Source organism: Vibrio hepatarius (genome assembly GCF_043642085.1).
GTDB lineage: Bacteria > Pseudomonadota > Gammaproteobacteria > Enterobacterales > Vibrionaceae > Vibrio > Vibrio hepatarius_C.
This window is the reverse complement of record NZ_JBHZSA010000004.1, coordinates 426330-439295: the sequence shown is the minus strand read 5'-3', so window position 1 is coordinate 439295 and position 12966 is coordinate 426330. Positions and strand designations below refer to the sequence as shown.

The 12966-nt window shown below is 44.8% G+C and carries 11 protein-coding genes; 4 read left to right on the top strand and 7 right to left on the bottom strand.

Features of this window, described 5'->3' with window-relative positions; all coding sequences use genetic code 11:
- Positions 1-127: 127 nt before the first annotated feature.
- The 4 genes from glgA to topA form a co-directional block, all read right to left on the bottom strand.
- Positions 128-1588 (bottom strand): glycogen synthase GlgA, encoded by a 1461-nt coding sequence (gene glgA, locus ACHUFZ_RS11295; RefSeq protein WP_394127245.1) that lies wholly within the window; start codon positions 1586-1588, stop codon positions 128-130.
- Entirely contained in the window at positions 1578-2795 is a 1218-nt protein-coding gene (glgC, locus tag ACHUFZ_RS11290) for a glucose-1-phosphate adenylyltransferase (RefSeq protein ID WP_394127244.1), read from the bottom strand. Before glgC ends, glgA begins: the two co-directional genes overlap by 11 nt.
- Before the next feature lie 365 nt (positions 2796-3160).
- Complete coding sequence (locus ACHUFZ_RS11285) at positions 3161-4855, bottom strand: diguanylate cyclase domain-containing protein (protein ID WP_394127243.1); 1695 nt, start codon at positions 4853-4855, stop codon at positions 3161-3163.
- A gap of 195 nt (positions 4856-5050) precedes the next feature.
- The gene (gene topA, locus ACHUFZ_RS11280) at positions 5051-7687 is read right to left on the bottom strand and encodes a type I DNA topoisomerase (RefSeq protein WP_394127242.1); all 2637 of its coding nucleotides are present in this window, start codon (positions 7685-7687) and stop codon (positions 5051-5053) included.
- A gap of 410 nt (positions 7688-8097) precedes the next feature.
- On the opposite strand from topA, the gene ACHUFZ_RS11275 reads away from it, so the two are divergent.
- The gene (locus ACHUFZ_RS11275) at positions 8098-8346 is read left to right on the top strand and encodes a YciN family protein (RefSeq protein ID WP_394127241.1); all 249 of its coding nucleotides are present in this window, start codon (positions 8098-8100) and stop codon (positions 8344-8346) included.
- A gap of 90 nt (positions 8347-8436) precedes the next feature.
- Here ACHUFZ_RS11275 and aroA read toward each other — a convergent pair whose 3' ends face one another.
- The gene (gene aroA, locus ACHUFZ_RS11270) at positions 8437-9717 is read right to left on the bottom strand and encodes a 3-phosphoshikimate 1-carboxyvinyltransferase (RefSeq protein WP_394127240.1); all 1281 of its coding nucleotides are present in this window, start codon (positions 9715-9717) and stop codon (positions 8437-8439) included.
- Between the two features lie 146 nt (positions 9718-9863).
- Positions 9864-10319: an outer membrane lipoprotein gene (locus ACHUFZ_RS11265; protein ID WP_134836848.1), complete on the bottom strand. Its 456-nt coding sequence runs from the start codon at positions 10317-10319 to the stop codon at positions 9864-9866.
- 20 nt (positions 10320-10339) lie between these two features.
- On the opposite strand from ACHUFZ_RS11265, the gene aat reads away from it, so the two are divergent.
- From aat to infA, 3 genes are all read left to right on the top strand, one after another.
- Complete coding sequence (gene aat, locus ACHUFZ_RS11260) at positions 10340-11068, top strand: leucyl/phenylalanyl-tRNA--protein transferase (protein WP_394127239.1); 729 nt, start codon at positions 10340-10342, stop codon at positions 11066-11068.
- Positions 11058-11756: an arginyltransferase gene (locus tag ACHUFZ_RS11255; protein WP_394127238.1), complete on the top strand. Its 699-nt coding sequence runs from the start codon at positions 11058-11060 to the stop codon at positions 11754-11756. The genes aat and ACHUFZ_RS11255 overlap by 11 nt, the downstream gene beginning before the upstream one ends.
- A gap of 81 nt (positions 11757-11837) precedes the next feature.
- Positions 11838-12056 (top strand): translation initiation factor IF-1, encoded by a 219-nt coding sequence (gene infA / locus ACHUFZ_RS11250; RefSeq protein WP_001040192.1) that lies wholly within the window; start codon positions 11838-11840, stop codon positions 12054-12056.
- A 261-nt stretch (positions 12057-12317) separates the two neighbouring features.
- Here the strand turns inward: infA and ACHUFZ_RS11245 are convergent, their stop codons facing one another.
- A complete protein-coding gene (locus tag ACHUFZ_RS11245) occupies positions 12318-12896 on the bottom strand; it encodes a thymidine kinase (RefSeq protein ID WP_053438472.1) in 579 nt (192 codons plus the stop codon).
- Positions 12897-12966 lie beyond the last annotated feature (70 nt).

Sequence of the window (12966 nt, the reverse complement as noted above, 5' to 3'; positions counted from 1 at the left end):
TGTGCTCTGAATTTAGATTGGTTAGGAGAGTACCATAAACATAGAAGGAATGAAGTCGGAACACATCATTTCTTGTTCAAGTTTGTGCAAATAAGCTGCAAAAAAAGCGCTGTTACGCGCCTTTTTATTAACGGTTAAGAGCGATGTGATAAAGTTCTAGATACTCATCCGCTGCCTTGTTCCAACAGAAGTTTTGCCCCATCGCGTAGAGCTGCACTCGTTTAACCTCATTAGGTTGCTGAACGTAGAGCAACAATGATCTTTGCAGAACATTTAGCAATGCATAAGGCTCTGGTTGTTCAAAGACAAAACCCGTCGCGTTTTGCGGGTCAGCGTCGTAATCATTCACACTGTCACGCAAACCACCTACCCCACGTACAATCGGCAAAGTGCCGTAAGCCATGCTGTAGATTTGATTTAAACCACATGGTTCAAACTCTGACGGCATAATAAAGAAGTCAGCACCTGCTTCAACAAGGTGCGCGAGTTCGTTACTGTACGCTTCGACAAAAGCAAACTTATCGCTGTGTTTCGCGGCAATCTCTTTAAGCTGAGAAGCTAGCACAGGGTCTCCGGTACCCACGATCACCACTTGAACATCATGCTTCAGAAAATCTGAAAGAATCGGTAACAAGTAGTGAATGCCCTTTTGATTTGTCAGGCGACAGACCATGCCATAGACCGCAACATCTTCGGTTTGCAAACCAACACGCTGTTGCAGCTCTTTCTTACATGCCTTTTTACCACGCACCATGCTCTGGCGATTGGCTTTATAGTTAGCAGGTAACAGCGAATCTGTTTGCGGGTTCCATGCAGAGTAGTCACAGCCGTTGAGAATACCCACGAGATCGTCAGCGCGTTGCTGAAACTCAGCAGCCATACCATGACTGCCAAGCTCTGTTTTCAGCTCTTCAGCGTAGGTCGGACTCACGGCATTGATCTTATCTGCGTTAAGCACACCAGCACGCAACATAGTCACATGCGTAGGGCTGACGGCTGCATCGGGCGCGTAACGAGTATGCATCTCAGGAAGTACCTGCAGCTCGTCGTAGCTAAAAACCCCCTTAAATACCGCGTTATGAATAGAGAGGACACTTTTCGTCGCAGAAAAGAATTCATCATTCCCATAGCGATGCTTAAGCAGATAAGGCACAAAACCCGTATGCCAATCATTCGCATGCACGATATCAGGCTGAAAACCTAACTTAGGTAGCATATCGAGACAAGCGGCACTAAAAAAGGCAAAGCGTTCGCCATTATCAGCATACGCGTGGTTATTCTCCGCGTACATCTCTGGTCGATCATAATATTTAGGGCAATCAATCGCGTAAACAGGCACGCCCGCTACCTCAAGCTGTTTAACCACATACTCTGTGTGAGGCCAATGCTCTAAATTTGTTTCTAATAACGTAACTGCTTCATCTAAACCCGCCACCTTTTGGTAAGCAGGCAATGTAATACGAACATCTTGTTGGAGAGTATGAAGCGCTTCAGGCAGTGCCTTGGCTACATCAGCCAAGCCACCACTTTTGATTAAACCTTCAACTTCCGATGCTACAAAGAGAATGGATAAATTCTTAGTAGCCAACTCTAGCTCCTTTAGGAATAACTACGATACCGTCGTCCGAGACGTGGTAATGTTTTTTGTCTTCCGTTAGGTTAACACCAATCTGTGTTCCTGGGGCGATATCGGCATTTTTGTCCACGATTACACGGCGTAATACACAGCCTTCACCGACCTTCACGTCACCTAACAGAATACTTTCACTGATGTCACATGCTGATGCGATATTACTGCGGAAACCTAACACTGACTTTTCGATACGTGAACCACGAACATAGCTACCGTTACACACTAAGCTATCAATGATTTGGACACGGCCATTATCTGAGTCGGTAAACGTTGCCGGTGGTAGTGGCGGATAGTAAGTGTGTAGTGGCCATTTACGGTTGTAGAGAGAGAATGGTGCATCTTTCTCAAGCAAGTCCATGTGCGCCTGCCAGTAAGCATCAATAGTACCGACATCGCGCCAGTAAACTTCTTCTTTCTCACCCGTAATGCGGTTGGTACTGAAGTCATACACAAACACATCACCACGTGGGAACATTTTCGGGATAATGTCTTTGCCAAAATCGTGTGAAGAGTCAGGGTTATCAGCATCTTCGATAAGTTCAGCAAATAGCGTCTGAGCTTCAAAAACATAGTTACCCATCGAGACAAGGGCATGCTCTGGGTCACCTGGAATAGATTTAGGGTTCGCAGGTTTTTCTTCAAAACCTACCATTCGTCCTTCTTCGTCGACTTCAATCACGCCAAACTGAGAGGCTTCAGAAAGTGGCATGCGCAGTGCTGAAACGGTTAGCGACGCTTCTTTTTCGCTATGGAAATCCAGCATCTGCTTGATATCCATTTTGTAGATGTGGTCAGAACCAAAGATACAAACTTGATCCGGTTCTGATAACTCCATAAAGCGTAGGTTTTGATAAATCGCGTCCGCGGTACCTTCATACCAGCGTTTACCCGTACGCATTTGGGCAGGGATTGGGTCGATGAATCGGTCTGTGATTCCGTTGATGTTCCAGCCTTTTTTCATGTGATGGAACAGTGATTGAGACTTGAATTGAGTCAATACGTAGATACGCATTAAATCCGCGTTAACGAAGTTATTCAAAGCAAAATCAATCAGACGGTAGCTACCACCAAACGGTACCGAGGGTTTACTACGAGACTCCGTTAGTGGACGCAGGCGTGAACCTTCTCCACCAGCAAGGATCATTCCCAAAACTCCAGCCATGTATTTCTCTCCATTTTATTTTTTATATGCGACGGATCAGGTATTGGGGGATCCGTCAAAATTCCTAGTATTCGCGCCGCTCCATGCAGGCGTAATACGCAGCTATAACGACATCACAAACTTTACTGGGTGAGGTAAGCCATCTCACCCCTTTGTGCAAATGGTTTATTATAACTTATCGTATTTCAAGAAGATTACAATTTAAAATATGCTGTACTCGGAAGCGCACACTTATTACTTTTTATCGTCCTGAGACAGCTCACACTATCCCAGTTGAAAGAAACATAGCCTTAACATATCACCTACATTAACGTGACTTTGCTCGCAACCTGAGCGGCTATGTTTTTTATAAAAGGGAGAGTAAATTACGCAGATTTCTTTTCTAAGGTGTGAGTGTGGATATAAATGGCCCCTTCTTGCTGGGACTTGGCGATGTACAAAGAACTATCCGTTAACGCGAGCGCTTGCTGCAATGACATATCTGGATTAATTAGCGTCCCCCCTATCGCCAAATTACCCACATAACGAGTATCCGTACCCGGAATCATGGGGTGTTCATCGACATACTCTTGAATCCGGGTCGCCACTTGTTGCAGCGTTTCGCATTGCCCGCTTCTAATCAGCAACAAAAACTCGTCATCTGCCCAGCGCGCAGCAATATCATACTCACGAATTGCCTGCTGGAGGGCATCGGCCACCATCTGAAGTGACAGGCTGTATGCCTCGCTCGTGCTGTCGGCCTTAATTGCTTTTGAAATCCCGGCATCTATCCAAATTAATCCAAACTGATAGTGCTCACGGTTAGCGCGAGATAGCTCAAGCCTCAGTTCTCGCTCTAAACCGCGTTTATTGTAAAGCTGCGTCACGACATCAAACACTGTCAGCTTATCTAAAGCTTCGGTGCGTGATGCCACCATGCTATCAACACCGTTGCGGTTTTGGCGCAATTCTTCTTCGAGTTTATCTAGGTATTTATCGAAAGGATTCGATTGGTAATCTTGCCGAGAGGGCTGAACTCTGGCAAGAAAAGCGAGTCGCTGCTCACGATACTCAGTAGGGGCAATCCAATGTTTAACCAAATAGACGTAAGCGAGTAAAGCGAATAACCCAGTCAGTAACACTAAAGGGAAGTAGAGATAGGTCGATAACCAGCTAGGGACCATTTCATCAATGCTGACAAAGGTGAGCTCATACCAACCTAGCTCCTCTATATAGTGAATGGCAACAACCGCCCTGCCCACTCCCTGTTGCACCATCAACACTTCTGACTCTTGACCCATTTTTTGTCTTTTCATCAAGGTTTCGAGTGCTTGGTATTCTTGCTCATCGGTAATGACTTCACTCAAGCGAGGTTTCAAATTCGTCGAGTCCCTGAGTGGGTAACCGACCTCTCCCCCATCAAAAGAGAGCTGAATGCGACGCCGCGCATCAACAAATATGGTTCGCAGCGCAGAGGAGTGGTGATTGGTCAATTGCTGAAACAGAGCAGAGACTTCAATCCCTGTTCCGAGAATACCTAAGAATTGGCCGTTTTTAATGATGCTTTGATTGATCCAAACGCGCGTCAAACTGAGATGAGCATCTGTGGCAATGTTGACCGATAAATCGGTGAGGCTCTCTTTTTGTTCAAAATACCAAGTATCGTACACCGCCGCAGGGTCGAGGTAATGGCGAAAGAAGGTCTCACTGCGAACGGTTTTTACGTCATTGAAGTGATAGGCGAGGTTTTGATCAAGTGCGATAAAAAAGTTTTTCGATTTAAGCTGCCAGCGGTAGTTCTCCAGCGTGTCTTCTGCCACAGAACGGTATACATCATCATCACTATGAAAACCCCATGAGGTGATATTGGGGTGACTAGACAGCTGTTTGACTAATTCAACTTCTTTAATGATTGGCCTTAGAAGGGTTTCTGCATCATAGCGAGCAGACACCTGCGCATATTTCCATAGCAAGTCAGCAACGATTTCATCGATCACTTGCTTAGAAACAGTGTATGCCGCAGCAACAAACGTCACGCTGCTCATCACTATCAACAACAGTAGCTTCAGTCTCTGTGTCATGACGCCCTTCCATAGTTCATTAAGATCAATAGAATCTATGCAACACATTGTCAAAGCTGATATTGATTATCTTTACATTAGCGGTGATTAAAATACGATTACTGAGACTAGATCTCATTAGTATGAAAACCGATGATCATTCGGCACACAAAAAAAGCAGCCATATTGGCTGCTTTTTATTTGCGATTTCCTGCTCTATTTTTTCGCTTTAGCAGGCTTCTTACGCTTATCGGTAATTTCCCATTTACCTTCTACATACAACGCTGTGTAGCCTGAAGGCTTGCCATCCACTTCCGAGCGCACGTAATTCTCTTTTGATTTACGGCTAAAGCGAACAACCATAGGTAGACCATCTGGGTCTTTAACTGGCGCATCGGCTAAATAATGGAATTTCGGTGAGATACGATCCTTAAATCGAACCAACTCTTCCACTAGAGGCGCACGAGTTTCACGCGATTTAGGGAAAGTACTTGCCGCTAGGAACAAGCCTGACGCGCCATCACGCAGAACAAAATATGCGTCTGAGTTTTCACATGGTAATTCAGGCAAGTGCACAGGATCTTCTTTGGGTGGCGCTACTTCGCCATTTTTAAGGATCTTGCGCGTGTTCTTACACTCTTGGCTGGTACAGTCCATATACTTACCAAAGCGGCCGTTCTTAAGCTCCATGTCACTGCCACACTTGTCACATTCGACAACTGGACCATCGTAGCCTTTAACCTTAAATTCACCGTGCTCGACAATGTAGCCATCACAGTTCGGGTTATTACCACAAACATGCATCTTACGCTTTTCATCGATTAGGTAAGCGTCCATTGCCGTTTCACAGATCGGGCAACGTTTCTTCGCACGAAGAGCCGCAGTTTCGACGTCTTCTTCTAGAACATTGATGATGCCATCTTCGTCACCAAGGTTGATCGTTGTTTTACAACGCTCTTTTGGTGGTAACGCATAACCTGAACAACCAAGGAAAACACCTGTCGAAGCCGTGCGAATACCCATAGGGCGCGAACACGTAGGACATTCGATGTCAGTGTAAACAATATGGTTAGGCTTCATGCCGCCTTCGTCTTCATCCGCCTCAGCTTTCACTAAGTCACCAGTGAAGTCTGTAAAGAAGTCGTCTAGCACACCTTTCCAGTTCGCTTCACCTTCAGCAATTTGGTCAAGCTTTTCTTCCATACGAGAAGTGAACTCATAGTTCATAAGGTCATCAAAACTGCCATCTAGACGGTCAGTTACGATCTCACCCATTTTCTCAGCATAGAAACGACGCTGTTCTACTTTCACATAACCACGGTCTTGAATCGTTGAAATGATTGAAGCATACGTCGAAGGACGGCCAATACCACGCTTCTCAAGCTCTTTAACTAATGCAGCTTCAGTAAAGCGTGCAGGTGGCTTAGTGAAGTGCTGCTTAGGATCAAGATTAACTAGGTCAATCGTGTCACCCACTTGAACCGCTGGCAGAATTTGGTCTTCGTTTTTACCTAGAGGGCGCTGAACACGTGTCCAACCATCAAATTTAAGAATTCGACCTTTGGCTTTGAGCGTGTACTCAGCAGCTTTAACGCTTACCGTTGTTGAATCGTATTTTGCTGGCGTCATCTGACATGCCACAAATTGATTCCAAATCAGTGAGTAGAGCTTATGTGCGTCCGCTTCCATACCTTTTAGGTCATCCGCTTTGACTGCCACATCTGAAGGACGAATCGCTTCGTGCGCTTCTTGTGCACCTTCTTTGCTTCCGTAGACATTTGGCTTAGCTGGAAGGTAAGCATCACCATACTGTTCGCCGATAAAGCCACGAACTGTCTCTACCGCTTCAGAGCTCAAGTTAGTTGAGTCGGTACGCATATAAGTAATGTAGCCCGCTTCATACAAACGCTGAGCTAGCATCATTGTTTTCTTAACGCCGTAACCTAAGCGAGTACTCGCCGCTTGCTGTAGCGTAGACGTAATAAACGGAGCAGAAGGTTTGCTCGACGTTGGTCGGTCTTCACGCTTACACACTTCGTAGCGAGCGTTTTCAAGTACCGCAATCGCAGACTTAGTCTCAGCTTCGTTAACAGGCTTAAATGCCACGCCTTCTTTTTGCGACACTTGCAGACGGAAGTCCGTTTTGTCTTGCGTCTTAGTGTCGGCGTGGATATCCCAGAACTCTTCAGGGACAAAAGCTTTGATTTCACGCTCACGCTCAACCAGTAGCTTCACCGCTACCGATTGTACGCGACCAGCAGATAGACCACGTGCCACTTTCTTCCACAGAAGAGGGGACACCATAAAGCCTACAACACGGTCCATAAAACGACGTGCTTGCTGTGCGTTAACACCATCCATGCTCAGTTCGCCCGGTTTCTCGAACGCCTGCTGGATAGCATTTTTGGTAATTTCGTTGAATACAACGCGTTTGTATCGCTCTTCATCGCCGCCGATGATCTCACGAAGGTGCCAAGCGATAGCCTCTCCCTCGCGATCCAAATCGGTTGCGAGGTAAACGCTATCAGCGTCTTTAGCTAGCTTTTGCAGTTCAGCAACAACTTTTTCTTTACCTGGCAATACTTGGTAATTCGCTTCCCAGCCATGATATGGGTCGATACCCATTTTCTTGATCAGCGATTTACGATCTTTTTCTTTTTTAATTCGTGCTTTTTCTTCAGCGCTTAAGCCCTTGGTCGAAACCGCGGCTGCCTTCTGGCCAGTGCTTTGGCCAGCAGTCGGTAGATCACGAACGTGACCTACACTGGACTTAACAATAAAGTCCTTACCTAAATACTTATTGATGGTCTTCGCTTTGGCCGGCGACTCCACAATAACCAGTGACTTACCCATAATTGACTCAAGTGTCCTTTATTGAATGCGAATTATCGCACAACATACTTAATACTTTGCTTCTTTTTTTACTATTGAGCGAGATTACAAGAAGATCAATATCTTTTTTAAATTTCTATCGTGACTGCTCGACAAATCAACGATGTCAGCAAATAGTTATCGCCTTTCTCACGCTAATGGTTTACTTGAACAAAATCGAGAGGTCTGGAAAGCGTCACATACTAAACGTCATAAGATTATTGATGCCAACCGAAGACGACGTTTTTTGCCACCAGTCACAAAACAACTTTACTGTTTGCGGTTTACCAGTACTGATTGACTTGATCTATCGCATTTGAATTTTATTTTGATATCCCTACAATTTTGTCACCACTTCTTACAATAGAAGCTAGTCTACAAAGGTATTTTCCATGAACGACAAAAAAGTCATTTCTCAATCAGAACTGTTAATGATTGCTAACCATATTATCCAAGACCATGACGACTACATCGAAGGAATGCGTACTGACAGCGTCGAAGAGAAAGAAGGCGTCTTAGTCTTTAAAGGCAACTATTTCCTCGATGACAATGGCCTACCGACGCCTAAGACTACCGCTGTATTCAATATGTTTAAATATCTAGCGCACCACTTATCAAAAGAATTTAGGTTAGAAAGTTAACTAAGACGAAAAGATAAAGGGTTGGCACACTGGGCCAACCCTTTTTGGTTTTGAATGACGGTATATTGAACCCTTAACTCTCTCAGCCTGTTACGAGCTCAGACCTTCTAATTTTTCGAAGTAATCCGGGAAGGTCTTCGAAGTACATTTCGGGTCATTAATCGTTACCGGCGTATCACTTAGTGCGACCAGAGAGAAACACATCGCCATGCGGTGGTCATCATACGTGTCGATCGCAGCGTGGATTAGTTTCGCTGGCGGCGTGACCACGATGTAGTCTTCACCTTCTTCCACTTCCGCGCCAACTTTGCGTAATTCAGTCGCCATTGCGGCTAAACGGTCAGTTTCTTTTACTCGCCAATTGTAGACGTTACGAATAGCTGTCGTGCCTTTCGCAAACAGGGCTGTAGTCGCAATCGTCATCGCCGCATCAGGGATGTGGTTGAAGTCTAAATCAACAGCTTTAAGCTCACCGACACGGGAAATTACATAGTCGTCGCCCCACTCAATTTCGGCACCCATTTTCTCTAGTGCATCTGCAAACTGAATGTCGCCTTGAATACTGTTTTTACCAATACCCGTGACTTTAATTTCGCCACCTTTAATCGCTGCAGCAGCTAAGAAGTATGAAGCCGAGGATGCGTCACCCTCTACCAGGAAATCGCCCGGAGCCACATACGACTGGCCTTTACGGATCACAAATTCTTGGTAATCGTTATTTTCTACTTCAACACCAAATTGCGCCATGATGTGCAGCGTAATATCAATGTAAGGCTTAGAAACCAGTTCACCGATAATTTTGATAGTGACATCATCTTGTGCCAAAGGCGCTGACATCAAAAACGCAGTCAGAAATTGGCTAGAGATCGAGCCATCAATTTCAACAGTACCGCCTTTTAGACCTGTTCCGTAGATCTTAAGTGGTGGGTAGTTGTCGTTTTCTAGGTACTCGACTTCTGCGCCAGCTTGACGAAGTGCATCAACTAAGTGACCAATTGGTCGCTCTTTCATGCGTGGCTCACCCGTAAGTACATACTCACCTTGGCCAAGGCATAATGCAGCAGCAAGTGGGCGCATTGCCGTTCCTGCGTTACCTAAAAAGAGCTCAAGAGCTTCTGGAGCATCAAATGGCTTGCCTAAGCCTTCAACTTCACAGACGGTTTTATCTTCTGACAAAGAGTAATTAACGCCCAACTTAGTGAGAGCGTTTAACATGTGACGAATATCATCACTGTCTAAAAGGTTAGTTAAGCGTGTAGTACCACTTGCTAAAGCCGCAAGCAGCAGCGCTCGGTTTGAGACACTTTTTGAACCTGGTAAGTTGACCTCACCATTGACTTTATTGATAGGTTGTAACGTAAGGCTTTCCATTAAAATCGTTATTCCTTGCTCACCTCGCCTTCCTAAACGAGACGATGAAAATTCTTCGTACTTGCAGCCTATCTAAAAAGCTTCGTTAAAACCAGAGCAAAAGCATGATAAAAACTGAATAATTATATGGTCAGCTCTGAAGCGCATTAATACTCTTTATCAACCCGTACTCCATCATCAAAATAGAGAATACGAACCTTATCGCCACGTTCGAACAGCATGTTTGAATCGACATCTTGTATCACGTCAATCAGCTTGCCATCCTCAGTCTTAATCAAGATCTCAACCAGTTTATATTCAATACGATACTCTTGATTAGCATGATTTCTCGCAACACCAGCTCCCGCAACCGCACCGACCGCTGTTGCGACCTCTTTACCCGTTCCACCGCCAAATTGATTACCGATGACGCCGCCTACGACAGCGCCCAGTAGTGTTTCCCAACCACTGCCTTGTGATTTCACAATATCTTGTTGAGTGATATAACGTACCGTATCGACACTGCCAAACAGCACCTGATTAACCGGCCTTGCGGTATTTCTTTGGTACGCTGCATTGGCAATAAGAGGAAAAACCAATATGATCCACAATAATTTCTTCATTTCTTGTCTCCTATATTTTAATGGCATTGTATCTCACTGAACTCGACTCCGACGAAATTTGGTTCCCTTCTCCGTTCGATGCGCTTGTCGATCCAAACGGCTTATTAGCTGTTGGTGGAGATTTAAGTCCAGAGCGACTATTGTTTGCGTACCAAAATGGCATATTCCCTTGGTACGGGCCCGGTGAGCCGATTTTATGGTGGAGCCCTTCTCCGAGAGCAACCTTTACTCCTAAGACATTTAAACCGTCAAGAAGTCTCAAAAAGTTTCAAAGAAAGCAGCAATACCGAGTGAGCATCAATCAGGCGACGGATGCTGTTATTGATTACTGCGCTTCGACCAGAGCCGCCGAAGAGACTTGGCTCAATGAAGAGATGTGTGTTTCGTATAAAGCATTAGCAACGCAAGGTCATTGCCACTCTGTTGAAGTTTGGCGTGACAATACTCTTATTGGGGGTTTATATGGTATTTCGATCGGCCAACTCTTTTGCGGTGAGTCCATGTTTAGCCTTGAAACTAACGCATCAAAAATTGCCTTGTGGTACTTTTGCGAACATTTTCAAAAACATGGCGGACAACTCATTGATTGCCAAGTGATGAATCCTCACCTAGCCTCTATGGGAGCAAATGAGCTTGAACGTGATGATTTCATACAAAGACTGCTATCCTTTAAGAGTCAGCCACTACAACCGAGCTGTTTTACCAAACAATGGTTAATCCAAACCTCAGAGGAGCAGAATGAGTTCTGATCTACAACAAATTCGTATCGGCTTAACTGATTGTCATCCATGCAGTTATTTAACCGACAGACAGGAAAGAGTTGCCGTTGCGCTCGACCCTGGGATGCATTGTGGGTCAAGCTATGAAGTGCTGCTTGCCAATGGGTTTCGTCGTAGTGGAGACACCATATACAAACCCCATTGTGACCAATGCCAATCTTGCCAAGCTTTACGCGTGTCTGTTCCCGATTTCACGCAGTCAAAAAGCCAAAAACGTCTATATGGCAAGGCAAAAGATTATAGCTGGCAGTTGAAATCAGAGATGGATGAGAATTGGTTCGAGCTTTATGCGCGCTATATTGAAGCGCGTCACCAGAGTGGCTCCATGTATCCACCTAAGAAAGAGGAATTTGCCTCTTTTTCTACCTGCGCTTGGCTAAATACTCAATACCTGCACATCTACGACCAAGATAAATTGGTCGCTATTGCGGTCACTGATATTTTGTCGAATAGTGCCAGTGCTTTTTATACCTTTTTTGACCCAGACTACGAGCTATCACTTGGTACGTTAGGCGTACTATTCCAATTAGAATATTGTCAGCAACAAGGTAAACAGTGGCTCTATTTAGGCTATCAAATCGATGAATGCCCAGCGATGAACTACAAAGTCCGCTTTCAACGTCATCAAAGGCTAGTAAATCAGCGTTGGCAAGGGTAGAATACGCCCCAACTTTACTTAATTCATTTTTATCGGCATTATTCCCCCGGTAAAGATTGTCCATTTTTAAAAGAGGATTAAATGGCTAAAGAAGACGTAATTGAGATGCAAGGCACTGTCCTTGATACTCTTCCAAACACAATGTTCCGTGTTGAGCTAGAAAACGGTCACGTAGTTACTGCTCACATCTCTGGTAAAATGCGTAAGAACTACATCCGTATTCTTACTGGTGACAAAGTAACTGTAGAGATGACTCCATACGATCTATCTAAAGGTCGCATCGTCTTCCGTGCTCGTTAATCTGTGACTGCCTAGCGCAATCCGAATTAGTCGAATACAACAAAAAAGCGAAGCCTAGTGCTTCGCTTTTTTGTTTTTGTCTGTGGTAGCTTAGTCATCATTGCAGGATATCCACTACCTACATTCAGGCACATTAATGAATTCATGGGTTGGTGGTGCGTAACATGCATGCGGATTCATGACGAACCAACCACTAACTACTTAGCTAAACTAAGCGGCTTGTGAAACACCACCTGCCCATAAGTTCCAAGAAGCCTTAACTTACTTACCCAGTGCTTCCTTGTAGTGCTGACGACATACAGACACGTAACGGTCGTTGCCGCCAATTGCAACTTGGTCACCTTCAGCAATCGCAACACCATGCTCATCGGTACGGATTACCATGTTCGCTTTACGGCCGCAGTGACAAATGGTTTTTAGCTCAACCAGCTTGTCTGCCCATGAAAGCAGGTACTTACTACCTTCAAAAAGTTCACCTAAGAAATCAGTACGTAGGCCGTAACAAAGTACCGGGATATGCAGTTTGTCCACCACTTCTGTTAATTGGTAAACCTGCTGTTTTGATAAGAACTGACACTCATCAATCAAGATACAATGACGCTTCTCTACTTCATTGAGAGCTGCCACTTCTTTGTATAGATCAGTTTCACCATTAAAGAGCTGTGCATCAGATTGTAGGCCAATTCGAGAGCTAACTTTACCAATACCGTAGCGATCATCTAATGCTGCAGTAAAGATTACTGGCGTCATGCCTCGCTCTTGGTAGTTAAATGAAGATTGAAGAAGAGTGGTTGATTTACCCGCATTCATTGCCGAGTAATAGAAGTACATCTGAGCCACTGATTAATACCTGTATAAAGATTTATAAAATTTTAAAGAAAAGGGCTGAATAAACAGCCCTTAAAGATTC